The sequence below is a fragment of the Alcaligenes sp. WGS1538 genome, from assembly GCF_043187505.1.
In the GTDB taxonomy this organism is placed as follows: domain Bacteria; phylum Pseudomonadota; class Gammaproteobacteria; order Burkholderiales; family Burkholderiaceae_B; genus Alcaligenes.
In genome coordinates this window covers 3,765,074-3,789,834 of the sequence record NZ_CP171109.1, presented here as the reverse complement: position 1 = coordinate 3,789,834, position 24,761 = coordinate 3,765,074, and the positions used below count along the sequence as shown (strand labels likewise).

Sequence of the window (24,761 nt, the reverse complement as noted above, 5' to 3'; positions counted from 1 at the left end):
GAGGCGGTCCTCCTGGGGAGTCAGCGTGATGTTGATTTCTGCCGGTAGAAGTCGGCGTCCGCGATGTACAGCGTGCGTTCCACAATGGTGTAGACCAGGCCTTGCGGGTCCTTGAGCTCGACCGTGAAGGTGGCCTCGGTTTCGTGATGCTGGTCCAGCTGGCGGCGTATGCCGTCCAGTTCCTGCAGGCTGACGCGAAAGTCCGCGTACAGGGTCTGGTAGCCGGGGCGGCGGTAGCGTATCTGCGCGGCCTTGTCCCAGACCACGACAGGGCGGTTCAGGCCGGCCATGAGCATGGCGGCGTGCACGCCGTCGGTGATGGCGAACAGGAAACCGCCGTACAGCGAGCCCACGATGTTGCGGGTGCGCCGGCGCAAGGGCAGGCGCACCACGATGTGCTGCAGGTCGGCCGATACCCGCTGGACCCGCCCGCCGGTGGCCCGGAAGGCGGGATGCCAGTTGAAGCCCAGCTGCAGCAGCCGCGAGCGCCAGCGCGGCGGCAGGCGCCGGAGCAGCTCCATGCGGCGGCTGCGTGCCATGACGCGTCCTTAGAAGCGGTAGCTGAACTGCACGCCCAGGATGTCCCCGCTGTTCTTGTAGGTCCCGCGCACCAGGCCGCGCTTGGCCAGGTCCGAATCATTGTTGATGTCGGTGTTCTTCAGGAACAGGTGGGTATAGCCGAAATCCAGGGTGGCGTTCTTGGTGGGCCGATATTGCGCGCCTATGGACACCCAGTAGCGGTCGCTGTCCGGCAGGGAGGTGGGCCGGTAGTTTTCGTCGCGCACGGGAGACTGGTCCCAGGCCACGCCGCCCTTCAGGGTCCATTGCTCGTTGTAATGGTAGTTGGCGCCCAGGGCGACGCGCCACGCATCCTTGAAGTTCAGCTTCAGGTCGGCGTTCTGGGCGCCTGCGCCGCTGTTCTCGATTTCCAGGTGCGGGATGCTGCTCCAGCCGGTCCAGGAAATGTCGGCCAGCAGTTGCCAGCGCGTGTTCAGGTCGTGCACGACGCTGAAGATGGCCGTGTCGGGCAGTTTGATGGTGGCTTCGGCGTCCCAGTTGAAGTTGGGGGCGGGCAGGCCGGGCGGAATGTTGCGGTTGCTCAGCTTGGTGGTGCCGTCCGGCGTGATCTTGACCTGCGAACGGTAGGACAGGCCCAGGCGGGTGCTGGGGGTGGCCTGGTACAGGATGCCGGCGTTCCAGCCCCAGGCCTCGCCCTTCATCTTGACGCGGGTGTCCAGGTCCAGGGGGCCGATCAGGGGATGGAAGCCTGCCGGCGTGGCCAGGCGGTAGTCGGCGTCGATGTGCATCCAGTTCACGCCCAGGCCCAGGGACAACTGGTCATTGACCTTGTAGGCGACGGACGGATTGATGTTGATGGTCTCGATGGCGAATTTCTCGGAGTGGTAGCGGCCCACCCAGCCTTCGTCGTATTCGGTGGTCAGACCGAAGGGCGCGCCCACGCCCAGCCCCAACCACCACTGCGGATGTATCTGGTAGGACAGGTAGATGTTGGGCACGGCCGCCCATTTGCCGGCGTCCCCGCCTTCGCCGCCCGTGGCCGGACGGGGGGCGCCGCCCGTCAGGCCCAGGGGCAGCGTGCTGCCGTCGTCGGAAAACTTGAATGTGGGCTTGATGGCGTTGAAGCCGGCGGAGAAGTTGCCGCCCGGCAGCTGGGTCATGCCCGCCGGGTTGAAATAGATGGTGCTGGCGTTGTCGGCGATGGCGGCCGACCCGGCATAGGCGTTGCCCAGGCCGCTGGCGTTCTGTTCCAGCAGGTTGAAGCCGGCGGCATGGACCTGGCTGGCGCCCAGCGCCATGAGCAGGGCGGGAATTGTTCGTAAAGCAACAACCGTCTTTTTCATGTGTCTTCTCCAGTTGGTATGTGCTGCTGGTGGCAGCGGCCGAGGGGCAGGTTTTAAAACGCCTGTTTGTTTTCTATGGTGCATGACCCCGGCCGTTCGGCGTATAGGTAGTTTTGCCAATCCGTGCTAAATGTGTTGTTTCCGCGCCGCTTTGTAATGCAGCGGACCGCCGCGAAACGGCGCGAAGCCCGTGCCGAAGATGACGCCCGCATCGGCCAGGTCCTTGTCGCCCACCACGCCGATATGCACCTGCTCCCGTGTCTTGGCGATCAGCGGCTGGATCAGGCGCTCGGCCAGGCCCGGCGGCACAGTGCCGGCGTGGGGCTTTTGCGCCTTGCCGTTTTTCCACGTGTAGAAGCCCTGGCCTGTCTTGCGGCCCAGCTCCCCTCGGTCCAGGCGCTGCCTCAGGCAGGCGGGCGGGACGGCCTCGCCGCTGAGCTGCGCGCCCGCGTCGCGGGCGATGTCCAGTCCCACGGTGTCGGCCAGCTCCAGCGGCCCCATGGGCATGCCGAACTGCTCCATGGCCTTGTCCACGGTGGCAGGGGACAGGCCTTCGTCCACGCAGCGCATGGCCTCCAGCATGTAAGGCGCCAGCACGGCATTGACCAGGAAGCCGGGGTTGTCCTGCACCGGCAGGGGCAGCTTGCCGATCTGGTTCACGAAGGCGTAGGCGGCGCTGCGCACGTCCGGCGCCAGGTGCGCGCTTTCCACGACTTCCACCAGCGGCATGCGCGCCACGGGGTTGAAGAAGTGGATGCCCACCAGCCGGTCCGGCTGCAGCAGGCTGCGTCCCAGCTCGGTCAGGGACAGGCTGGAGGTGTTGGTGGCCAGGAAGGCTCCGGGCTTGAGCCGGGGTTCCAGGGCGGCGTACAGGGCGCGCTTGGCATCGGCGTTTTCGAAGATCGCTTCCAGCACGATGTCGGCCCTGGGCACGCCGTGGCCGTCGGGGTCGGGAATCAGCCGGTCCAGCGCGGCCTGGACCAGGCGGCGATCCTTCAGGCGGCGCTGGAACAAGGCGGCGGCCCGGCCCTGAGCCTGGGCGATGCGTTCGCGGTCCTGGTCCTGCAGAGTGACGGTCATGCCCTTGAGCGCGCACAGCGCGGCGATGTCCCCGCCCATGACGCCCGCGCCCACCACATGCAGGCGGGCGATGTCCGGGTGAGCCGTACGCTTGCCTATGCCTTTCAGGCGTTCTTGCAGATGGAACACGCGCAACAGGTTCTGGGCCACGTCCGACTGGGTCAGGCGCTCGATCAGTTCGGGTGCCTGCAGGGCGTCGCCGTCGTGCTTTTCCCAGACTTCCAGGATGGCGCGCGGCGCCAGGTAATGCTGATACGGGTCGCGCCGATCGATCTGCTTGCGGATCTGGCGGGCCACCAGGGGGCGCAGCCATTTCTGGTTGAGCAGGGCGGCGGCGCCGCGCGCCTTGCGCTCGGGCTTGCCGCTGAGCACCTGCTGGGCAGCGGCCTGCATGGCCAGCCGCGTGGGCACGAGCGCGTCGGCCAGCCCCAGGCGCACGGCCTTGCGCGCGTCCACGCTCTTGCCGCTGAGCATCAGGTCCATGGCGGCCGCCGGCCCGATCAGGCGCGGCAGCCGCCTCATGCCGCCCCAGCCGGGAAAGATGCCCAGCATGACCTCGGGCAGCGCCAGGCGCGTGTCGGGCTGGTCCACGACCAGTCTATAGCGGCAGGCCAGGGCCAGTTCCAGGCCGCCGCCCAGGCAGTGGCCCTGTATCAGGGCGAGCGTCGGGTAGGGCTGTTTGGCCAGCTTGTTGAACAGGCGCCAGCCCCGCGTGACCAGGGCTTGCCCTTTCTCCGCGTTGTCCAGCTCGGCGAATTCGTCGATGTCGGCGCCGGCGACGAAGCCGGCGGATTTGCCCGAATAGATCACCAGGCCGTTGGGCGGATGGCCGTTCAGGTAGTCCAGCGCCCGCGCCAGTTCCTGGAGCACGTCGGCGGACAGCCGGTTCACGGCGCTGCCGGCGCAGTCGATCTTCAGCCAGGCGATGTGCTGTTCGTCCGTGTACAGGGTGAAGTTCTGCAGTTCGAGCGTGAGGACCGGGGTCATGATTGGACTCCTTGCAGCGATTCGATCAGCATGGCGCCGCCCTGGCCGCCGCCGATGCAGATGGCGGCCAGCCCCAGGCGCAGATTGCGCCGGCGCAGCGCGTTCAGGCAGTGCAGCACGATGCGGGCGCCCGAGGCGCCCACCGGGTGGCCGATGGCGATGGCTCCGCCATCCACATTGAGCCTGTCCAGGTCCAGCAGGCCCAGGGCGTCGCGTCCCAGGTGCTGGCGGCACCAATCCTGGTCGTTCCAGGCGGCCCGGCAGGCCAGCACCTGGGCGGCGAAGGCTTCATTGATCTCCCACAGGTCCGGCGCGTTCAATCCGAGCCGGTTGCGCTCCAGGATGGGCGTGGCGGCAAAGACCGGGCCCAGGCCCATGGTGGCCGGGTCCAGCCCGGCCCACTGCACGTCCATGATGCGGCCCAGGGGTTCGAGCTGGTGCTCGCGCACGGCCGCTTCGCTGGCCAGGATGAGCAGGGCCGCGCCGTCGGTGACCTGGGAGCTGTTGCCGGCGGTGACATTGCCCCAGGGCGGATCGAACACGGGCCGCAGCTTGGCCAGTTTCTCGGGCGTGGAGTCGGCGCGCACGCCGTCGTCCTGGGGGTAGTTCTTGCCGCGCGCATCGGTCAGGGGCACGATCTCCCCGAAGGCCCCGTCCTGCTGGGCCTGCAGCGCCAGGCGGTGGCTGCGGGCGGCATAGTCATCCATGTCCTGGCGGCTGATGCCGAATTGGTGGGCCAGGTTCTCCGCGGTCTGTCCCATGGAAAGGCCGACCACCGGGTCGGTCAGGCCCTTGAGCAGGCCGATGACCGGCTTGAGGTAGCGCGGGCGCAAGCCGCGCAGGGCCTTGAGGCGAGCGCCCAGGCTGCGCGCCTTGTTCCAGCCGGCCAGCCAGCGGACCATGTCGTCGCTGAGCAGCACGGGCGCGCGCGACAGGGCGTCCACGCCGCCGGCCAGCACCAGGTCGGAGCGGCCGGTCTGGATGGACTGGATGGCCGAATCCAGCGCCTGCATGCCCGAGGCGCAGTTGCGCATGACGGTCCAGCCCGGCACGCGGTGCCCCGCGCCCAGCCGCAGGGCCACCACGCGGCCGATATTGGTTTCGTCGGCGGAAGGCGCGGCGCAGCCCAGGATGACTTCGCTCAGCTGGGGCGCGGTGAAGCGCTGGCGCAGCAGCAGTTCGCGACCGGTCTGCAAGGCCAGGTCGCCGGCCGAAAAGGGGCCGGGCGCGTTGCGTGCTTTCAGGAAGGGACTGCGCGCGCCATCGATGATGTAGACAGGCTCGAAACTCATGGCTGGCTTCCTCGTTCATCGTGTCGGGGGGCGGCGGGCTCCGGGCGCAGGTCAAAAGGGAAGTCGTCCACGGCGATCACCCGATCCCGCAAGGCATTGCGAGCCTTAACCATATCGTATTCCTGGGCGGTGATGCCACCGGCCTGGAAGACGGCCTCGGCCAGGTCGCGCACATTGGCCTTGGGATCGGCTTCCAGCCGTCCGCTTTTTTCGAACTGGCGGATCTTGGCGTCGATGTCGCGCGTGTTCAACGTGGCCTGCAGGGCGGCCTCGATCGCGCCCACCGGGTCCTGGTCGTTGGCCGGCAGGTAGACGTCGTAGGTCAGGCGGTCGCGCGTGGCGCCGGCTTGCGTCAGCAGCTTGGCCACGGCGTGGTCCAGCCTGTCGTCCGGTCCAAGGCGGCGCGTGCCCAGGGGAAAGACCAGCACGCGCAGGACCCAGGCGAGCGGTCGGTTGGGGAAGTTGCGCAGCACGCCGTCCAGGGCCTGCTGGGTGCGCTGCAGGGCGTCCTGGGCGGCCCAGTGGGCCAGGGGGGCGTCATCCTGTTGCTGGCCTTCGTCGTGGAAGCGCTTGAGCACGGCGCTGAGCAGGTAAAGCTGCGAGAGCGCATCGCCCAGGCGCGAGGACAGGCGCTCGCGCATTTTCAGCGAACCGCCCAGCACCAGCATGGAGGCGTCGGCCAGCAGGGCGAAGGCGGCGCTGTAGCGGCTGGCCTGGCTGTAGTAGGAGCGCATGGCGCCGGCCGTGCCGCGCGGCGCGCGCAGCAGGCGCCAGCCGCCCAGACCCAGCCACAGCGAGCGGCCGGTGTTGGCCAGCGTGTAGCGCACGTGGGCCCAGAAGGCGCCGTCGAACTTGTCCAGGCCGGCTTCGCGATCGGGATCCAGCGCGGCCTTCATTTCGTCCAGGATGTAGGGGTGGCAGCGGATGGCGCCCTGGCCGAAGATGATCAGGCTGCGCGTCAGGATGTTGGCCCCCTCCACCGTGATGCCCACGGGCAACTGCTGGTAGGCGCGGCCCAGGAAGTTGGACGGGCCCAGGCAGATGCCCTTGCCGCCTATCACGTCCATGCCGTCGTTGACCACGATGCGGCCGCGTTCGGTGATGTGGTATTTGACGATGGCCGAGACCACGGAGGGCTTCTCGCCCAGGTCCACGGCGGCCGCCGTCATGGTGCGGGCGGCGTCCATGGCGTAGGTATGGCCGGCCATGCGCGCCAGGGCTTCTTCCACTCCTTCGAACTTGCCGATGGGGCTGCGGAACTGCGTGCGCACGGCGGCGTAGCCGCCCACGGCGCGGCTGGTCAGCTTGGCCATGCCGGTGAAGGAGGCCGGCAGCGAGATGGAGCGGCCGGCAGCCAGGCATTCCATCAGCATGCGCCAGCCCTGGCCGGCCATGGCGGGGCCGCCGATGATGAATTCCAGCGGCATGAAGACATCCTTGCCGCGCGTGGGGCCATTCATGAACATGGCGTTCAGCGGGAAATGGCGCCGGCCGGTCTGCACGCCGGGATGGTCGCTGGGCACCAGCGCGCAGGTGATGCCTATGTCTTTTTCCCCGCCCAGCAGGCCGTCCGGGTCATACAGGCGAAAGGCCAGGCCCAGCAGCGTGCACACGGGCGCCAGCGTGATGTAGCGCTTGTCCCAGGTGACCTTCATGCCCAGCACTTCCTGGCCTTGCCACTGGCCCTTGCAGACGATGCCCACGTCGGGGATGGAGGCGGCGTCCGAGCCGGCCCAGGGGCTGGTCAGCGCAAAGGCGGGGATGTCGCGCCCGTCCGCCAGGCGCGGCAGGTAGTGCTGCTTCTGTTCAGGGGTGCCGTAGTGCAGCAGCAGCTCGGCCGGTCCCAGGGAGTTGGGCACCATGACGGATACGGACAGGGCGGAATTGCGCGTGGACAGCTTGGCCACCACGGCCGAGTGGGCCTGCGCGGAAAAGCCGCGCCCGCCATATTCCTTGGGGATGATCAGGCTGAAGAAGCGGTTCCGCTTCAGGTAGTCCCACACGGCCGGCGGCAGGTCGAAGTCTTCCTGGCTCAGCTTCCAATCGTCGACCATGGCGCACACGGCCTCCACTTCCGTGTCCAGGAACTGGCGCTCTTCGTCCGTGAGCCGGTAGGCCGGATAGGCGGACAGCCTGTTCCAGTCGGGCTTGCCGCGGAACAGTTCGCTTTCCCACCAGACCGTGCCGGCCTCCAGCGCGTCGCGCTCGGTCTGGGACATGGAGGGCAGCACGCGGGAAAAGGCCCGGTAGATGGGGCGGCTCAGCCATTTGATGCGCAGTTCCCGGTTCTTCAGGACGTAGGCGCAGCCAAGCAGGATCAGGATCAACAGCAAAGTCAGAAACATAGGGACTCCGGCTAGCTCTGGTTGGAGGGTGGAGCCGCCGCCCGGCGTCAGGCGGAGGGCGAGGTCGGCAGGGGGGCGCGCAGGCCGCCCAGCAGAAAGCTCATCAGGCGTTCCTGCAGTTGCTGGCCGCCGTCCTGCGCGTCATTCAGGGGCAGCTGCAGGGCTCGGCGCAGCGATTGCGTGCCCATCAGGGCGTAGGAGGTGGCGCCCAGCATGAAATGAAAGCGCCAGATGATTTCTTCCTCGGGCACGATGGGCAGGGCTTCCAGCAGGGCCTGCTTGAAAGGCAGGAAGATGGCGACCTGTTCGTCCCAGCAGATGGACTGGATGAAGTCCTGGGGCGCGGGCCGGTCGCCGCTGGGCAAGGGAATGAAGGAGCGGTTCGGCCCGTCGCCCGAGCCGGCCAGCCGGATCAGCGGGCCGAAGAAGGCGTCCACCACCTGCGAGGCCTTCAACGGGCCAGACCCCGCCAGCTTGCGGTAATGGGCCAGCTTTTCCAGGCGCTCCTGGTTGATGACGTTGAGGCGGCGCTGGAATACCGCCTGGGTCAGGCCGTCCTTGCTGCCGAAGTGATAATTCACGGCGGACAGATTGACGCGCGCTTGCGCCGTGATCTGGCGCATGGAGGTGTTTTCGTGACCGTGCAGCGCGAACAGTTGCTCGGCTGCATCGAGTATGGCGGACCGGGTCCGATCGGAACGTTTCACCGTCACTCCCTGATTCAAACGCTTGTTTGAATATGCTAGCGGGTGTGCGCTGAAAGTGCAGTAGGGATTGCCCCTAGCCTGTATGGCCGGGGGCAGGCGGTTCAGATCTGCGTGACGAACTTGGTGACCAGGTAGCCGTCGAAGGTTTCGGCGCCGCCCTCGCTGCCGATGCCGCTGTCCTTGACTCCGCCAAAGGGGGTTTCGGGCAGGGAGCTGCCGAAATGGTTGATGTTGACCATGCCCGATTCCAGTTCATTGGCCAGCTGGTGCGCGGCTTGAAGCGACTGGGTGAAGGCGTAGGCGGACAGGCCGAAGGGCAGGCTGTTGGCGCGCCGGATGGCCTCGTCCAGATCCGTGTAGCGGGTCAGCGGCGCGATCGGGCCGAAGGGCTCCTCGGTCATCAGCATGGCATGGTCGGGCAGGTCGGTGACCACCGTGGGAGAGAAGAAGAAGCCGTCGCGCTCCAGGCGCTCGCCGCCCAGGATCACCTTGCCGCCCAGCTGGCGCGCATTGTCCACGAATTGCTTCATGACGGGCACGCGGCGTTCGTGCGCCAGCGGGCCCATCTGCGTGTCCGGGTCCAGCCCGTCGCCCACGCGCACGCTGGCCAGTTCCTCCGTGAAACGCTGTTCGAAGGCGTCGTAGATGTCGTCATGGATGTAGAAGCGGGTGGGCGAGATGCAGACCTGGCCGGCGTTGCGGATCTTGAAGCGGGCCAGTTGGCGGGCGGCGCGTTCCACATCGGCGTCGGGCAGCACCAGCACGGGCGAATGTCCGCCCAGCTCCATGGTGATGCGTTTCATGTGGGCGCCGGCCAGCGCGGCCAGCTGCTTGCCCACGGGCACCGAGCCGGTGAAGGAGACCTTGCGCACGATGGGCGAACGGATCAGATAGTCCGACACTTCCTGCGGCACGCCCCAGACGATGTTGAGCACGCCGGGTGGCAGGCCCGCGTCATGGAAGGCCTGGGCGATGGCCATGACGGCGCTGGGGGAATCCTCCGGGCCTTTCAGGATGATGGTGCAGCCGGCGCCGATGGCGGCGCAGATCTTGCGGATGGCCTGGTTGTAGGGAAAGTTCCAGGGCGTGAAGGCGGCGCACACGCCGATGGGCTCGCGCAGCACCATCTGGCGCACCTTGGGATTGCGCGGGCTGATGATGCGGCCGTAGATGCGGCGGCATTCCTCGGCGTGCCAGTCGGCATGATCCGCGCAGGATATGATCTCGCCTACCGATTCGGCCAGCGGCTTGCCCTGGTCCAGCGTCAGGTTGCGGCCGATTTCCTGGGCGCGTTCGCGGGACAATTCGGCCACCTTGCGCAGGATGGCGCTGCGATCCATGGAGGAGCTGTGGCGCCAGCTCTGGAAGGCGGCCTGCGCGGCTGCCAGGGCGGCGTCCAGATCCGCCTGGCCGGCCAGAGGCAATTGGCCCAGGGTCGCGCCGCTGGCGGGGTTGATGACGGGCTGGGTCTTGCGACCCTGGCCGTCCAGGAACTCACCATTGATGTACAGGTGCAGGTCGGGATACATGTCGTCTCCTACTTGATGTTGACGATAGCATAAGGAAAAAGAATGGAACGGGGCGGGCGGACCGTGAAGTTTTGCAAACTTCGCGATTTATTTATAAAACTTAGTATTGTTTTCGTACAATTTTGAAATTGTTGGACACTGTTTTTTTGCAAATCGTGTTGCATATATTTTTATAGTCGTGCAGTGTCTCTGTGTGAACATCCTGAATGAGGATTGAAGGCTGTCCATGGGCTTCTTGAAGCTAAGACAAAAAAAACATCTTACCAGCCAAGGCTTGCAGCCCGCGGAGGTAGGGGCTTTGTTGCCGTTCGTGGACCTGCCTGTCGAGTTCGCGCAGCTGCAGCGCGGCGGCTTGTACGCCGTGGGCGTCTACGGACACAGTCAGACCCGGGACCTGGCCGCTCAGACTTTTCTTGCCCTTCCCCGGGGCAGCCGCGCCGTATTCATAGATGTCGCCGACCAGGTGGACGCACTGATGGCCGAACTGGCCCGCGCCGGCGCAGCCGCGGAAGTGCGGGGCTTTGCCTGGGCTGCTCAGACGCCCAGGGCTCTGGCTGAACTTCCGCTCGATCTGGACAAACTGTTGCGGCCCCGCGGCCGCCTCATCGTGGCGGATGTATCGGCTGATGCCTTGCAAGCCCTGCCTGATGTCGGGCGCTTGATGAAGGCCTGGTCGAACTGGCTGCTGGCCGGCGATTGCACCCTGATGCTGATCATGGCCGGAGCCGCCGCCAAGCCCGTGCTGGAACACATGAGCAGGCTCAACCAGTACGTTCGCGGCGCAGCGCACCTGGTCGAGCTGGAGGCGGGCGCGCGCTGGGAGGTTGCGTTCTGGCGTAATACGGAAGGAGTCTGCGGCCCGGCCGGGTTGGGTCTGGCAAGGCAAGCGGTAGCCGGATGGCGGTACACGGGACGGAGGGATTTGCAGTCTGCGCATGAGGCCCCGGGAGTCGGCGGCGTGCTTGACGAACAGAAATGCATCCTGCAGGAGCCGGTGCTGGAAGGGACACCGGTTTTCATGGCCGAGGACTGGCAGGTCCACGCTACGGCGCAGCAGGTGTACGAGCAGGCGCTGCGCGCCACGCATGCCACGGTGGTCTTTGCCTTGGATCATGTTTCCCAGGTGGAGGATCTGGCGCGCAAGCTGTACAACTTGCGCAAGCAACGCGGCCCGGACCTGAAATTGGTCGTGAGGGAAACGCGGCGGACCTTGCGTTATCAGGACGATCAGATCCTGCATGCCTGCGGGGCCACCTTGCTCGTCCCGGCCGATACGCATATCTCCCGTTTCTTCAGTCTCCTGGAAAGCATCCAGGGACAGACGTACACGCGCAGCCTGCCCGAGGACCTCGAGCAGGTCCTGAAAAGGCGCGCGCCTGTCGAGGTAAAGGGCATGATCTCTCCTTCCGCCTTTCTCGATTATGTGCACCGGAGCCTGCCCTTGCTGGTCCAGCCCGGCGGTGCGGCCGTGCTGGTGGCTCTGGAGCCCGTGCCCGGGCTGAACACGTCCCAGGTCATGACCCAGCTCATCATGCGTCGTAACGGCGATGTCGCCTGCCATGTGGGCGGTGTTGTGTATTTGTTCTTGCTGGGCTGCCGTCCCAACCTGGTCGAACTGGCTCTGGCGAACGTGTTTCGGCTTCCCTACACGGATATTTTTGTTGAGCATCGTGTGTATTCGAGCCATTCACAGATCGAGGTTCAATTGCAGAACCTGCGCCAGCAACTGGACCAGGGCCTGCAGGAGCCCGACGAGTCGATCGATGCGCCGGATCTTGTCTCCGGGCCGGGGCCGGCAGCCCGCCAGGATGCGGAACGAGCCTGGAGCGTGCGTCGCTACAGCCTGAAGCTTGCCTCGGGAGAGCTGTCATGACGCAGTTGTTCGTGGCCATCGCCATGGCGGCGTTCGTGCTGGGCCTGTTCCTTGGCCGCCCCTTCTGGCGAGTTCTGCTTGGATTTTCATTATGGTTCAAACTGAATTTCATGCCTGCCCGCTATTTGCGGAGCAGGGGTGTCTACCGGCCCCAGGGGCAGGACGAGGGTCGCTGAAGAAATGACTAAAAACAAAGATCAGGATTTGCCGGCGCCCTTCTACGCCATATGGCGTGGCCTGGGCCTGTGGAATCTGTATTTCATTGCCAAGCTTTTCTTGTATTGGGCCGGGTTGCTCAATTTTCATGCTTTTTATAATTTGATTTTTGCCTGCGCGCTGCTGCTGCCGCTGCCGCCTTTGTGGCTGCATCGCCTGCGCCACTTGCTGGCGATTCCGGTGGGCGCGGCTCTTTTTTACTATGACACCTGGTTCCCGCCCATATCGCGCCTGCTGGCTCAGCCCGATGTCCTGAATTTCTCGACCGTTTACCTGCTGGAGCTGGCGCAGCGCTTCATCAACTGGGATCTGGTGGGGGCCGGCTTCGTGCTCCTGGTGGTCTACCTGTTCCTTTCCCAATGGTTGCGCTTGACCATGTTCAGCATGGTGGCGCTGGTCGGGACCAGTCTGGCCGGCGTCATTTCCTTGCCGGCAAGCCTGTGGGGCACGCAGCCGGCCGTGATGGCGCAGGGGCAGGCGGCGGCGCCGGCTGCGGGCGTCGCGCAGCCGCCTGCGCCGGTCGCGGGTAAGCCGCTCAACGAGCAGCTCAACCAGGCGTTGCAGGACTTTTATGCAGCGGAGAAAAAACGCGTCACCCAGTTTCCGGTGGAACTGGGTGATTCGGCGGCGTTTGATGTGCTGCTTCTGAATATCTGCTCCCTGTCCTGGTCGGATCTGGAAGCGAGCAATCTTCGCTCCCATCCCATTTTTCAGAAAATGGATGTGGTCTTCAATAATTTCAATTCGGCAACCTCGTACAGCGGCCCCGCCGTGCTGCGCCTGATGAGGGCCAGTTGCGGCCAGGAGTCCCACCATGATTTGTACGAGCCGGTGGATGACCAGTGCTATTTGTTCGAAAACCTCAAGCGGCTTGGTTTTTCTCCGCAGACCGCTTTGAACCATAATGGGCAATTCCAGGGATTCATCGAGGAACTGACGGCCGGCGGGCGTTTTCCCGCACCATTCATTCCCAAGGATTCCAAGCGCCGCTGGTCCGCATTTGATGACTCTCCAATCTGGGATGACCGCCAGACCCTGCAGCAATGGTGGCGCAACAGATTGGCTTCGGGTCAGAAGAACGCGGCGCTGCTCTACAACACCATTACCTTGCATGATGGAAACCGCGAAATCACGTCCACGGGCGGCAGCCGGTCTGCTCCTTTCCAGAACAGGGCTCAGGTGCTGCTCGACGAGCTGGACGCATTCATGGACGAACTGGAGTCCAGCGGACGGCGCGTACTGGTGATCCTGGTGCCCGAACATGGCGCCGCCTTGGTGGGCGACAAAATGCAGATCTCGGGCATGCGGGAAATTCCCGCGCCCTCCATCACCAATGTGCCGGTGGGCGTGCGCCTGATCGGCGGCAAGAAAACTCAGCAGCCTCGCCAAACGCTGCGTATCGACGAGCCAAGCAGTCACCTGGCGATTTCGGAGCTCTTGTCGCGTCTGCTGGCCGCGCATGCTTTCGAACAGGACACGGTGGACTGGGCAAGCCTGACCTCCGGGCTGCCGCAGACGCTGGCGGTGTCGGAGAACGAAGGCACGGTGCTCATGCCTTACCAAGGCGTGCCCTACGTCCGCATGGGCGGGCGCGACTGGATTCCTTACCCACGATAGAGGCCGTCATGCAAGAACATTCCAAACTGGTATTGGCCGATGATGTGGTTTCGTTGCGGGAATTCCTGAAGTTGCGCTCCTTGCACTACGTGGACGTGGCCGCGCGCGAAGAACACGAGAAGCTGCTGCAGCGCTGGCCCTTGATGGGCGAAATGCATCGCCTGGCGCAGCAGCGCGACCGCGATCCGGAGCTGTCATCATGAAACTCATGACGGTAGGGACCCTGCGTGGCGGAGCGGGCGCCACGACGGTGGCCGCCATGGCGGCGGAAGCCCTGGTCGGTCAGGGGGCGCGCGTGCTGCTGCTGGACGCATGCCCGGAAAACATGCTGCGGCTGTTCTTTCCCATTGCCTATGAAGCGCAGGACGGCTGGGCGCATGCGCCGCAGGTATGGACCGAGCAGGCCTTCGAGGTGCAGGAGCGGCTCGTGCTTTGTCCGTTCGGCCAACCCGCGGACGGCGCACAGGCTTTGAATGCGGATGCGGCAGTTGAATTCTGGATGCAATCCCTGCCACGGCTGGCGCCCGAGTTCGACTGGGTGATCGCCGACATCGGCGTCATCGGCCCGGGCAGCGCGTCATGGCGCAGGACCGCCTTTATGGATCTCATCGTGCTCAACCCCGATATCGGCACTCATGTGCGAATGGGGCAAAGTTCATTGCTCGCTCCGGGAAGCCGCTTGCTGATCAATCAGTTCGATCCGGCGCGCAAGCTCTCGGCCGATCTGGTGCTGGACTGGCGGGTGCGCTATGCGGACCAGTTGCTGCCGGTGTTCGTGCATCGGGACGAGGCGCTGCACGAGGCATTGGCCAAGCGCATGACCATAGCGGACTATATGCCTCGCTCGGCGGCGGCATTGGACTTTTCGGCCCTGGCGGTATGGGCGCTTGCGCAGCCAAGGCTCGAGCAGCCATGCTGACCCGTCTTTTCCTCACCCCTGCCGCCCAGGCCTACCTGGAACGGACCCGCGTCTACCTGCGCGAGGAGCGCGGCATGGGTCGGCGAACCGCAGCCTGGTATTCGTTCTGGCTGGGCGTGTGCTTCATTTTCTTCAGGCTGGAAGGCCGCGCCTGGCAGTCGCTGCGGCGCCGCTCGGCGCCCTGGTTCGAGCACCTGCGCAGTCGTCCCTGGAGGTTTGCGGATCCGTTGCGCTATGTCTTGCAGGCGGGCTGGATGCTGCTGTTCGTCTCGCCAGGCGAGCAGCGCGGCTGGCCTGCGGCCCGCAAGATCCAGCGTTTCATGCAGGCGGCTCGCGTCAGGCTGCTGCGCCGCCGCCGTCGCTGGTTCGAGCGTCTGGGACAGATGACTCTGCGCATGCGTCAGGACGGGTACGGCCGCTATGTGGCCGAGCACTATGCCGCGCTCGGGCGGGGCGCGCGCGGGCTCGTCCTGCTGCTGGCGGGGACGCTGGCCTGCGGCATGGCCCTGCTGCTGGTGACCCAGCCGTTTTCCTATTTTGCGCAGCTGATCTTCGTCATCTTGCTCTGGGGCACCGCCATGGTGGTGCGGCGCATGCCCAGCCAGCTCTCCACCCTGATGCTCATCGTCCTTTCCGTGACGGTGTCCAGCCGCTATATCTGGTGGCGCTATACGTCCACCTTGAATTGGAGCAGCAATCTGGATCTGGCCTTTGGCCTTGCCCTGCTGCTGGCTGAAACCTACTCCTGGATCGTGCTGCTGCTGGGTTATGCGCAGACGGCCTGGCCATTGCGGCGCCAGCCCGCATCCCTGCCCGAGGACCAGTCCCTATGGCCCACGGTGGACTTGATGATCCCCACCTACAACGAGGATCTCAGTGTCGTGAAACCCACGGTCTACGCCGCCTTGGGAATGGATTGGCCCAAGGACAAGCTGCGCATCCACATCCTGGACGACGGGCGTCGCGAGGCTTTCCGGGAATTCGCGCAGCAGGTGGGCGTGGGCTACATCATCCGGCCCGACGGGCGTCACGCCAAGGCGGGCAACCTGAACCATGCCTTGCAATATACGGATGGCGATCTGGTGGCGATCTTCGATTGCGACCACATACCGACGCGTTCGTTCCTGCAGCTGACCACAGGCTGGTTCCTGAAGGATCCCAAGCTGGCCTTGGTGCAGACGCCCCACCACTTCTTTTCACCCGATCCCTTCGAGCGCAACCTGGGGCATTTCGGCAAGCAGCCGAATGAAAACGCCTTGTTCTACGGTTTGCTGCAGGATGGCAACGACTTGTGGAACGCCGCCTTCTTCTGTGGTTCGTGCGCGGTGCTGCGCCGCTCGGCCATCGAGGACATCGGCGGGTTCGCGGTGGAAACCGTCACCGAGGACGCCCACACGGCCCTGCGGCTGCACCGCAAGGGCTACAACTCCGCGTACCTGCGCATCCCGCAGGCGGCCGGCCTGGCCACTGAAAGCCTGTCGGCCCATATCGGGCAGCGCATCCGCTGGGCGCGCGGCATGGTGCAGATCTTCCGCACGGACAATCCCTTGCTGGGCAAGGGCCTGAGCTTCTTCCAGCGCATCTGCTATCTGAACGCGATGCTGCATTTCCTGGCCGGCATACCGCGCATCATCTATCTGACGGCGCCGCTGGCCTTTCTCTGGTTCCATTCCTACATCGTCTACGCGCCGGCGGTGGCCATCTTGCTCAATGTCGTTCCGCACATGGTGCACGCCAACATCACGAACTCGCATATCCAGGGTTCGTACCGGCGCACGTTCTGGGGCGAGGTCTACGAGACCGTGCTGGCCTGGTACATCGCCCGGCCCACGACGGTGGCCCTGTTCGCACCCAGCAAGGGCAAATTCAATGTGACGGCCAAGGGCGGCCTGGTCGAGCGCCAGTATTTCGACTGGACCATCTCCCACCCCTATGTGCTGCTGGCCCTGGCCAATGTGATTGGCCTGGGTTTTGGCATCTGGCGGCTGTTCACGGGCCCCTCGCATGAAATCATCACCGTGCTGATCACGATGCTCTGGGTTTTCTACAACCTGATCATTCTGGGCGGGGCGGTGGCCGTGGCGGCGGAAGTGCGCCAGGTGAGGCAGACCCATCGCGTGCCTGCCTCGCTGCCCGCTTTCGTGCAGAGTGAAGACGGCCATATCCTGCCGGCCGTGCTCACCGACTATTCTGAAGGCGGTGTGGGCCTGACGCTGGACGAGGCGCGCGGCTTGACGCACGGCCAGCGCATAACCCTGATTCTGGCTCGCGGCGACAGGCGTTTCAGTTTCGCCGGCACGATCAGCCGCAGCCTGGGGCGCAATATCGGCATACAGTTCGACAGCCTCAGCCAGCAGGATCATATCGACCTGATCCAGTGCACGTTTGCACGCGCCGACTCCTGGCTTGCCTGGAGCGACCGGTTCCGTCTGGACCGGCCCTTGCGCAGTCTGCGCGACGTGGTGGTCCTTGGCTTCAGCGGCTACCAGCGCCTGGCCACGCACGCGCCATTCCCGTTCAACGTGATGCTGCGCGAAAGCACGAACGCCCTGTCCTGGCTGATGTCCTTCGTGCCACGTCGCAATGTCGACGCACCCGTTTCCAAGTTTTGAGTGACCGTAACTTTTTGCCTTATGAAAAAAATGATGAAATTCCTGTTTGCGGCACTTGGCATGGCGTCCAGCGCCCTGGCCTTTTCGCAAGAAAACACCCCGGCGGGCCTGACGGCGCCGGCCGGGATCATGGAGCCGCCGGCCAGCAGCGCCGCGCAGGAGCAGAATGACGCGTCCCGGACCGTGCGCACGGAGCTGAGCCTGAGGCGGCTGGCCAATGGCGACGTGGCGGTGCTCAACGGCCTGCAGAATGTGCAGACGCTGGAGTTCACCCTGCGCAAGGACCAGGTGGTGACCCAGGCCTACCTGGACCTGGCCTTCACGCCGTCTCCAGCCTTGCTGAGCAAGCTCTCGCACATCAGGGTGTACCTGAACGAGGAGATGATGGGTGTCGTGCCGGTGGACGAAACCGCCCCGGGAACCGTCCAGTCGCACCGTGTCGGACTGGATCCGCTCTACCTGACCAGCTTCAACCGCCTGCGGCTCGAATTCGTCGGGCACTACACCAATATCTGTGAAGATCTGGCTCACACGTCGCTGTGGCTGGACCTCAGCCAGAAGACGCGCGTGGTCCTGGATCAGCAAGCCCTTCCGGTCGTGAACGACTTGGCGTTCTTTCCGGAGCCATTTCTGGACCTGGGCGACATGAACGCCCAATCCATTCCGTTCATGTTCCAGCAATTGCCCGATGCGCCCACTTTGCAGGCCGCCTCGGTGCTGTCCTCCTTCCTGGGCAGCCGGGCCGCGTGGCGCGTCCTGGAGTTTCCGACCCTGATCAACAGCCTGCCCGCGCAGGGTCATGCGGTGGTCTTTGCCGACAATGACCATCGCCCCGACATCCTCAAGGATTATCCCAAGGTCGATGCTCCCACCGTGGAACTGATCAGCGTTCCCGACAATCCGACCCGGAAACTGCTGCTGGTGCTGGGGCGAGACAGTGCGGACCTGCTGACGGCGGCTCAGGCGCTGGCCCTGGGCAATCCCTTGTTCCGCGGCCAGAGCGTTACCATCAAGGATGCGGTAAGCCTGCAGGCGCGCAAGCCTTACGACGCTCCCAACTGGACGCCGACGGATCGGCCGGTCCGTTTCTCGGAGCTGGTCGAGTATCCGGGGCAGCTGGAAGTGTCGGGCCTGAGGCCCGCGCCCATCACCTTGCGCCTGAACCTGCCGCCCGACCTGTTCGTCTGGCGCAACAACGGCATTCCCATGCAGGTGCGCTATCGCTATACGCCCCCGGCTTCGGTGGATGAGTCGCGGTTGAGCCTGAGCCTGAACAACCGCTTCGTGGACAGTTATCTGCTCAATCCCCAGGGCGGCACCCGTGCCTTGAGCGACATGCGCCTGCCTTTGCTCAGCAATGATTCGACCACCACGCAGGAGAACCTGTTGATTCCGGCCCTGAAGATCGGGGCGCACAATCAATTGCGGTTTGACTTTTCCTTTGCCGCGCTGGTGGGCAGTTCGCAGCCCGACCGTTGCCAGACCATGCTGCCGGTCGACACGCGGGCTGCCATCGACGAAAACTCCCACATCGATTTTTCGGGTTATCGGCATTACCTGGAAATGCCGAATCTGCAGGCTTTCGCCATGAGCGGCTTTCCGTTCAGCAAGATGGCCGACCTGTCTGAAACCCTGGTCGTGCTCCCGGCCAAGCTCAACAAAGAGAGCGTCTCGACCGTCCTGGAGCTGATGGGCCATATCGGCGCGCAAGTGGGCTATCCGGCCGTCAAGGTGCGCCTGAGCCAGGACCTGAGTGCGGCGGCGGCCCAGGACGCCGACGTGATCTGGATAGGAGAGATGCCGGAGGCGGCGCGCCTCAGCCCTAACGCCAACCTCTTGTTGCAGGAAGCCGGAGACAGTGTGAAGCAGCCCCGGCAGTCCGGATTGCGCGTCAGCGACAGCCTGCGACATACCGAGTTCTCCGAGCGTCCCGAGCTGGACGCGGTGACGCGAGTGGACGTGAAGGCGCTGGCTCCGCTGGCGGCGGTGGTCGGCATGCAATCGAGCGCATACCCTCAGCGCAGCTGGGTGGGCCTGCTGGCTTCCACGCCGGAGGATTACGCCTTGCTGCGTACGGCCTTTCGCGACGAAGGCCGCCGGGACGCCATCCAGGGCTCCGTGGCCCTCATCCGGGATTCGGGCGTCGTGAGCGAAGCGGTGGGGCCGCGTTATTTCGTCGGTCAACTGCATTGGTGGCAATTGGTATGGTTCCACCTGTCCGACAAACCGCTGCTGCTGGCCGCCGTGGCGGCGCTGACGGTGGTGCTGATCGCGCTCATGCTGTGGCTGGCCTTGCGGGCAGTGGCTCGCCGGCGGTTGAGCAAAGATGCTTAAGCGCCTGCTTGCGGCATTGTTGCTGCTGGCGGCCGGGCTGCCGGCCTCGGCCGGTACCTGCCAGCCGTCCGCCTTCGAAGCGCGCTGGAAGTATTTCAGCCAGCACCTGATCACGGACGAGGGCAGGGTGGTGGATTATTCGGACCAGAGGCAGATCACCACATCCGAAGGGCAGAGCTATGCAATGTTGTTTGCCTTGCTGGCCGGCGATCAGCCCATGTTTCGCCGCTTGCTCGCCTGGACCCGGGACAATCTGGCCCAGGGAGACCTGGGCGCGCATCTGCCGGCCTGGCTCTGGGGCAGGCAGCCCGAAGGCGCCTGGGGCGTGCTGGATGCGAATTCAGCCTCGGATTCCAATGCCTGGATTGCTTATGCGCTGCTTGAGGCTGGCCGTTTGTGGAAGCAGCGCGAGTACACGGTGGCGGGGCACCTGCTGCTGCAGCGCATGGGCAAGGAAGAGGTGGCGGATCTGCCCGGCTTCGGGGCCATGCTGCTGCCGGGTCGGCAAGGTTTCGTGCATGAAGACCAATGGCGCTTGAATCCAAGCTACCTGCCGCCCATGGTGATGGAGCGTTTCGCGCAGGAAGCCAGCCAGCCATGGGCGCAGGTTCTGGAAGGGACGCGTCGTCTTCTGGTCGAGTCCGCTCCCCGGGCCGTGTCGCCGGACTGGGTGGATTGGGACGGGCAGGGGCGTCGTTTCGTCAGCCGTGATGAAAAAGACGCCCAAAGCAGCTATGACGCCATCCGTGTCTATCTATGGGTGGGAATGATGCCCGCGGGCATGACGGGCGCGGTGGAATTGAAGGCGCACTTCGCCCCCATCGGGCAATGGATAGGTGCCGACGGGCGTTTTCCCGAGCGCATCGACAGCCGCGACGGGACGGCGCTTGGCGTCGGGCCGGCCGCTTTTTCCGCCGCCTTGCTGCCTTTGTTCGCCGATGGCGATAAAGCCAGGGCCTTGCGCACGAGGGCGGCGGGGGTGCCGATGGAGCGAGACAACTATTACAGCCAGGTGCTGAGCCTTTTTTCCGCTGGGTGGGACGCCGGCTTGCTGCGATTCGACCCCCATGGTTTTCTTGATTCACAACCGCCGCCATGCCTTTGAATCGACTCAACTTCATCCTGCTGGCCGGCATGTTCGCGGCCAATCCGGTTCAGGCTCAGCCGCAGGCCGACGCCGAGGCCCTCAAGCGGCGCATCATTGAACAGATCCATGTAGGCGAGTCCGCCTATCGGGATGATATCGTCAACGATGCCGTGCAGCGCCTCTATCGTTTGGAGCCGGGGCATCCTGCGGGGGTGTTCGCCCAGTTCAACCAGGCTTTGCGAACCGGCAAGCTGGCTGAAGCGCAAGCCTTCCTGCAGGATCTGGAGGCCCGGGCGCCGCAGTCCCAGGAGTTGCGCGAGGCGCGCGTCCTGCTGCGCCTGTCCCAGCCCGCCGGCTCCCAAGCCCTGGGCCAGGCTCGCCTGCTGGCGGCGGCAGGCCGTGTGGAAGAGGCCAGGAAAGCGTATGACGATTTGTTCAAGGGCGTTCTGCCAGGAGCGGACTATGGTGTGGAGTACTGGCAACTGCGCGCCCGCGAAGAGGGCGGCAGGCAGGCGGCCTACCTTCAATTGCAGCAGCTCCAGAAAACGTATCCCAGGCATGCCGCCCTCCTGACCGTACTGGCCAATCTGGCGTTCAACCTGAACCAGCCCGCCCAAGCCCGAAATTACCTGCACCAGTTGGCCAAACTGCCCGGCGGCCTTGGGGCAGCCGCCACGCGGGAATTCGATTATCTGTCCACGCTGCCGGTGTCGGCCGAGTCCTTGGGCGCCTGGCGGGAGTTCGTCGCCCTGTACGCAGGCCACAGCCTGGTTGCCAAGGCACAGGCCCAGGCGGATCGTCAGGCGGCATTGTTGAGCGATCCTCGTTGGGTGGCCGGCCAGCAGGGGATATCCGCCATCGAGGCGGGAGGTTCGAGCGCCCGCAGCCTTGCCCAGCTGCAACAGGCCGCGCGGGCCTATCCGGACGATGTGGAGGTCCTGGGCGCATTGGGCCTGGCTTATCTGCGCCGCGGCGATCGCGTACGGGCCCTGCAGTATTTCGAGCAGGCCAAGCGGAGCGAACCTCGGGAGGACCAGACATACCGCTGGGTGAGCCTGATCGATTCGACGCGTTATTGGCTGTTGCTCGAGCAGGCGGAGGCGGCCTTGAAGGCTTCCCGCCTGGACCAGGCGCAAGCTCTGTATGCGCAGGCGACGCGCCTGGATGCGCAAGACGTCCATGCGCCGCTGGGGCTGGCGGATGTGGCGGCCGCACGCGGCCAGTACGATGCCGCCCTGGCCGGCTACATGCGCGTTCTGTCGCGGGAGCCAGGGCAGGCGGAGGCGCTGCGCGGAATCGCCCGGACCCTGGATAAATACGAGCCCGCCCAAGCCCTGGCCTGGCTGGACTCGATCCGCGGGCCAAACGCTGCGGCATTGGCGCAGACGCGGCGTCTCGTCCAGTTGCGCATGTACCTGGCCCAGGCGCAGGAGCAGGAGCGGGCGGAGCAGTGGGGCGCATCGGCGGCCTCCCTGGAACAGGCCCAGCAATTGGATCCGGATGACCCATGGTTGAGCTATCGCCTGGCCGAGATGTGGTTCAAGGCCGGCGAGACCGAGCGCGGCCTGCAGGCATTCCAGCGCCATCTGGACAAGCATCCGCGCGCAGGGATCAGCCGCTATGCCCATGGCCTGCTGCTGGAGTCCCTCGATCGCTGGAGCGAGGGACTGGCGAGCCTGGAGCGGGTGGCTCGTACCGACTGGACCGCGGACATGCAGTCCCTGGCGCAGCGTCTGCACGACAGGGAACGGATCGAGCAGGCTCGCAGCTTGTATGCCGTGGGCCGGGTCCAGGATGCGATAGCCTCGCTCGAACGTGACGACCGGCCCAGCAATGCCGTGCGCCTGCAGATCGCGGCATGGGCCTTGGAGTCCGGCGACGTGGCGAAGGCCAAATCCCAGTATGCGGCGGTGCTGCGGGCCGAGCCGGGGAACCCGGACGCCTACCTGGGTCAGATGGAAGCCTGGCAGTCCGAAGGGCGCATGGCCACGGTCGAGCAGGCCTTGAGCGACAGGCCGGCGGGCTTGCGCGACTCGGCAAGCGTCAATGAGAAGCGGCGCCTGTCGGCGCTTTATCTGGCCTTGGGCGAAAGGGCGCAGGCGCGCACTCTGCTGGAGCAGGCCGCCAGCCAGGCCCAGGGGCCGGAGCCTCTGCTCTACCGCGACCTGGGCCGCATCGTCGCCAAGGATCAACCCGAGCAGGCGCTGGGACATTTCGAGACGGCCTTGCGGCAGGCCGGAGCCTTGCAGGATTATTCGGCGGCAGGGCAGGAGCGGCGCAAGACGGAGCTGACCCGGGCGACGCGCAGCAACGAGAGCGATGACTGGCTGTTGCGCAGCTTGCGCAGCGACACGGCCGAGCTCTATCAGCAGCAGAGCCCCGTACTGCATCTGCATGAGGACTTCTGGGGGCGCAACGACGGCACGCCGGGCCTGTCGCGGCTGAGGGCCGGCACGACCATGGCCCAGCTGGATTTCCCGCTGGGCGGGGGCACCATGTATGTACGGGCCGATCATGTGCGCATGAATGCGGGCTCGTTCGATGTCGAGACGAACGGCGCCCACCAGGAGCGATTCGGCACCTGTTCGTTCACGGCGGACGACGCCGACGGAAATACAGTCGCCCTCCCGGGATGCAGCAATGACCTGCGCCAGCGCGCCAACGGCACCAGCTTTGCGCTGGGTTACCGGAACGGGCGCTTCGCCGCCGACATAGGCCGCACGCCGGCCGGCTTCCCTGTGGAGAACTGGGTGGGCGGCGTCAGCATCAGCGGGGACGCCGGACCGCTTGGCCTGACGCTCACCGCTTCGCGCCGGCCCTTGTCCAATTCGCTGCTGTCATTTGCAGGCGCCCGCGACCCCCGTACCGGCATCACCTGGGGCGGAGTCCTGGCCACCGGGGCGAGCCTGGGCCTGAGCTGGGACCAAGGCCTGGCCCATGGGGTATGGGCGGATCTGGGGCTGCATCGTCTTACGGGCCGCAATGTGCAAGGCAACACCCGCACCACCGTGATGGGCGGCTACTATCACCGCCTGATCAATCGGCCCCACGAGCAATTGTCCGTGGGGGTGAATGCGCTTCACTGGCGGTTCTCGCAGGACCTGGGGGAATACACGCTTGGGCAGGGGGGGTATTTCAGTCCGCAGCGCTTCACCTCCCTGTCGCTGCCTGTCACCTATGCCCGGCGCACGGCCAACTGGTCATTCGAGCTGCAGGGTTCGGTGTCCCGCTCCTTCACGCGCAGCCAGGCATCCAGCTACTATCCTCTGGAAGGGCTGGTCTCGGGGCCCGCAGGCCAGATGACGGCCATGGGCGTGCCTTACGCCAATCTGCTGTCTTCCAACTCCATCGAGGGCAGCTCGAGCAAGGGATGGGCCTATTCCTTGCGGGGAGTGGCCGAGCGCAGGCTGGACAATCATTGGGTGCTGGGCGGCGGCATCGACTGGCAGAAGGGCAAGGAGTACGCCCCGAGCCGCTTCATGCTCTACCTGCGCTACAGCTTCGAGCCATGGCAGGGGGACCTGCCCTTGCCGCCCCGGCCCCTGACTCCCTACGCGGATTTCAAGTGAACGGGGTCCCCACGCCGGTCGCCAGGTCGCCTGGTGTGGGGAAAAGTCCGCAAGCTCAAGGCTTTACTGAATTTATCCTTGCTTTCCGGGCTGGCTTTTAGTATTATGAATAGCTTACCTGTCCATTTGTCCGAATGGCATTGTGCTTTGGCATGGGGTCTGGCTGGCAAGCCTGGCAGGTAATACACGTTTTGTCTCTCGCAAGATTTCAACCTAGGGTTCGGCTTGCCGGACCAGATCGAGATCGGGTTTACGGTATCGAACTGGCTGGATCCGAATCTGACGGGACCAAAACTGGTTGTGTGACCCGGTCATTTTGGCTGGATCGTTGCAATTAAGTTGGAACAGGAAAAATCATGATTCAAATGCAGACCACGCTGGACGTGGCCGACAACACAGGTGCGCGTTCCGTAATGTGCATCAAGGTGCTGGGCGGCTCGAAGCGCCGTTATGCCGCCATCGGTGACATCATCAAAGTTACCGTCAAGGAAGCGGCCCCGCGCGGACGCGTCAAAAAAGGCGAAATCTACAACGCTGTAGTGGTTCGTACCGCTAAGGGCGTGCGCCGCAAGGACGGTTCGCTGATTCGTTTCGGTGGCAATGCCGCCGTTTTGCTCAACGCCAAGCTGGAACCCATTGGCACCCGCATCTTCGGACCCGTTACGCGCGAACTGCGTACCGAGAAGTTCATGAAGATCGTGTCTCTGGCTCCCGAAGTGCTGTAAGGAGCGC

Annotated in this window: 17 protein-coding genes; 10 read left to right on the top strand and 7 right to left on the bottom strand. The window is 65.0% G+C overall.

The window, feature by feature from the left end; translation table 11 throughout:
* Window positions 1-20 precede the first annotated feature (20 nt).
* From ACF3ND_RS17670 to ACF3ND_RS17640, 7 genes are all read right to left on the bottom strand, one after another.
* Window positions 21-539 (bottom strand): PaaI family thioesterase, encoded by a 519-nt coding sequence (locus ACF3ND_RS17670; protein ID WP_394062824.1) that lies wholly within the window; start codon window positions 537-539, stop codon window positions 21-23.
* Between the two features lie 9 nt (window positions 540-548).
* A complete protein-coding gene (locus ACF3ND_RS17665; protein ID WP_394062822.1) occupies window positions 549-1,862 on the bottom strand; it encodes an OmpP1/FadL family transporter in 1,314 nt (437 codons plus the stop codon).
* 126 nt (window positions 1,863-1,988) lie between these two features.
* Window positions 1,989-3,929, bottom strand: a complete 1,941-nt coding sequence (locus ACF3ND_RS17660) for a 3-hydroxyacyl-CoA dehydrogenase NAD-binding domain-containing protein (RefSeq protein WP_394062820.1) — start codon at window positions 3,927-3,929, stop codon at window positions 1,989-1,991.
* The gene (locus ACF3ND_RS17655; protein WP_394062818.1) at window positions 3,926-5,221 is read right to left on the bottom strand and encodes an acetyl-CoA C-acetyltransferase; all 1,296 of its coding nucleotides are present in this window, start codon (window positions 5,219-5,221) and stop codon (window positions 3,926-3,928) included. Before ACF3ND_RS17655 ends, ACF3ND_RS17660 begins: the two co-directional genes overlap by 4 nt.
* The gene (locus tag ACF3ND_RS17650; protein ID WP_394062816.1) at window positions 5,218-7,566 is read right to left on the bottom strand and encodes an acyl-CoA dehydrogenase; all 2,349 of its coding nucleotides are present in this window, start codon (window positions 7,564-7,566) and stop codon (window positions 5,218-5,220) included. The genes ACF3ND_RS17655 and ACF3ND_RS17650 overlap by 4 nt, the downstream gene beginning before the upstream one ends.
* 47 nt (window positions 7,567-7,613) lie before the next feature.
* Window positions 7,614-8,273: a TetR/AcrR family transcriptional regulator gene (locus tag ACF3ND_RS17645; protein ID WP_394062814.1), complete on the bottom strand. Its 660-nt coding sequence runs from the start codon at window positions 8,271-8,273 to the stop codon at window positions 7,614-7,616.
* 101 nt (window positions 8,274-8,374) lie between these two features.
* Complete coding sequence (locus ACF3ND_RS17640) at window positions 8,375-9,802, bottom strand: NAD-dependent succinate-semialdehyde dehydrogenase (protein ID WP_394062812.1); 1,428 nt, start codon at window positions 9,800-9,802, stop codon at window positions 8,375-8,377.
* Window positions 9,803-10,100: 298 nt separating this feature from the next.
* Between ACF3ND_RS17640 and bcsE the strand changes: the two genes are divergently transcribed.
* The 10 genes from bcsE to rplN all read left to right on the top strand — a co-directional run bounded on the left by bcsE (window position 10,101) and on the right by rplN (window position 24,754).
* A complete protein-coding gene (bcsE, locus tag ACF3ND_RS17635) occupies window positions 10,101-11,675 on the top strand; it encodes a cellulose biosynthesis protein BcsE (RefSeq protein WP_394062810.1) in 1,575 nt (524 codons plus the stop codon).
* Complete coding sequence (locus ACF3ND_RS17630; protein ID WP_394062808.1) at window positions 11,672-11,851, top strand: hypothetical protein; 180 nt, start codon at window positions 11,672-11,674, stop codon at window positions 11,849-11,851. The genes bcsE and ACF3ND_RS17630 overlap by 4 nt, the downstream gene beginning before the upstream one ends.
* A gap of 4 nt (window positions 11,852-11,855) precedes the next feature.
* Window positions 11,856-13,508: a cellulose biosynthesis protein BcsG gene (gene bcsG / locus ACF3ND_RS17625; RefSeq protein WP_394062806.1), complete on the top strand. Its 1,653-nt coding sequence runs from the start codon at window positions 11,856-11,858 to the stop codon at window positions 13,506-13,508.
* An 8-nt stretch (window positions 13,509-13,516) separates the two neighbouring features.
* Window positions 13,517-13,711 (top strand): BcsR/BcsP family cellulose biosynthesis protein, encoded by a 195-nt coding sequence (gene bcsR / locus ACF3ND_RS17620; protein WP_394062804.1) that lies wholly within the window; start codon window positions 13,517-13,519, stop codon window positions 13,709-13,711.
* Complete coding sequence (locus ACF3ND_RS17615; protein WP_394062802.1) at window positions 13,708-14,427, top strand: cellulose synthase operon protein YhjQ/BcsQ; 720 nt, start codon at window positions 13,708-13,710, stop codon at window positions 14,425-14,427. The genes bcsR and ACF3ND_RS17615 overlap by 4 nt, the downstream gene beginning before the upstream one ends.
* The gene (gene bcsA / locus ACF3ND_RS17610; protein WP_394062801.1) at window positions 14,421-17,039 is read left to right on the top strand and encodes a UDP-forming cellulose synthase catalytic subunit; all 2,619 of its coding nucleotides are present in this window, start codon (window positions 14,421-14,423) and stop codon (window positions 17,037-17,039) included. Before ACF3ND_RS17615 ends, bcsA begins: the two co-directional genes overlap by 7 nt.
* 30 nt (window positions 17,040-17,069) lie before the next feature.
* On the top strand, window positions 17,070-19,373 hold the full coding sequence (gene bcsB / locus ACF3ND_RS17605) for a cellulose biosynthesis cyclic di-GMP-binding regulatory protein BcsB (RefSeq protein ID WP_394062799.1): 2,304 nt from the start codon (window positions 17,070-17,072) through the stop codon (window positions 19,371-19,373).
* Entirely contained in the window at window positions 19,366-20,478 is a 1,113-nt protein-coding gene (gene bcsZ, locus ACF3ND_RS17600) for a cellulose synthase complex periplasmic endoglucanase BcsZ (RefSeq protein WP_394062797.1), read from the top strand. The genes bcsB and bcsZ overlap by 8 nt, the downstream gene beginning before the upstream one ends.
* Entirely contained in the window at window positions 20,469-24,029 is a 3,561-nt protein-coding gene (gene bcsC / locus ACF3ND_RS17595; RefSeq protein ID WP_394062795.1) for a cellulose synthase complex outer membrane protein BcsC, read from the top strand. The genes bcsZ and bcsC overlap by 10 nt, the downstream gene beginning before the upstream one ends.
* Before the next feature lie 356 nt (window positions 24,030-24,385).
* Window positions 24,386-24,754 (top strand): 50S ribosomal protein L14, encoded by a 369-nt coding sequence (rplN, locus tag ACF3ND_RS17590; protein ID WP_003805375.1) that lies wholly within the window; start codon window positions 24,386-24,388, stop codon window positions 24,752-24,754.
* Window positions 24,755-24,761: the final 7 nt, after the last annotated feature.

Excerpts from the sequence above, each read along its gene's own strand:
- ACF3ND_RS17650 (WP_394062816.1), bottom strand. The coding sequence starts at position 7,566 with ATGTTTCTGACTTTGCTGTTGATCCTGATCCTGCTTGGCTGCGCCTAC.
- rplN (WP_003805375.1), top strand. The coding sequence starts at position 24,386 with ATGATTCAAATGCAGACCACGCTGGACGTGGCCGACAACACAGGTGCG.
- ACF3ND_RS17630 (WP_394062808.1), top strand. The coding sequence starts at position 11,672 with ATGACGCAGTTGTTCGTGGCCATCGCCATGGCGGCGTTCGTGCTGGGC.
- bcsG (WP_394062806.1), top strand. The coding sequence starts at position 11,856 with ATGACTAAAAACAAAGATCAGGATTTGCCGGCGCCCTTCTACGCCATA.
- bcsR (WP_394062804.1), top strand. The coding sequence starts at position 13,517 with ATGCAAGAACATTCCAAACTGGTATTGGCCGATGATGTGGTTTCGTTG.
- bcsZ (WP_394062797.1), top strand. The coding sequence starts at position 19,366 with ATGCTTAAGCGCCTGCTTGCGGCATTGTTGCTGCTGGCGGCCGGGCTG.
- bcsC (WP_394062795.1), top strand. The coding sequence starts at position 20,469 with ATGCCTTTGAATCGACTCAACTTCATCCTGCTGGCCGGCATGTTCGCG.
- ACF3ND_RS17670 (WP_394062824.1), bottom strand. The coding sequence starts at position 539 with ATGGCACGCAGCCGCCGCATGGAGCTGCTCCGGCGCCTGCCGCCGCGC.
- ACF3ND_RS17615 (WP_394062802.1), top strand. The coding sequence starts at position 13,708 with ATGAAACTCATGACGGTAGGGACCCTGCGTGGCGGAGCGGGCGCCACG.
- bcsB (WP_394062799.1), top strand. The coding sequence starts at position 17,070 with ATGATGAAATTCCTGTTTGCGGCACTTGGCATGGCGTCCAGCGCCCTG.
- ACF3ND_RS17640 (WP_394062812.1), bottom strand. The coding sequence starts at position 9,802 with ATGTATCCCGACCTGCACCTGTACATCAATGGTGAGTTCCTGGACGGC.
- bcsA (WP_394062801.1), top strand. The coding sequence starts at position 14,421 with ATGCTGACCCGTCTTTTCCTCACCCCTGCCGCCCAGGCCTACCTGGAA.
- ACF3ND_RS17655 (WP_394062818.1), bottom strand. The coding sequence starts at position 5,221 with ATGAGTTTCGAGCCTGTCTACATCATCGATGGCGCGCGCAGTCCCTTC.
- ACF3ND_RS17660 (WP_394062820.1), bottom strand. The coding sequence starts at position 3,929 with ATGACCCCGGTCCTCACGCTCGAACTGCAGAACTTCACCCTGTACACG.
- ACF3ND_RS17665 (WP_394062822.1), bottom strand. The coding sequence starts at position 1,862 with ATGAAAAAGACGGTTGTTGCTTTACGAACAATTCCCGCCCTGCTCATG.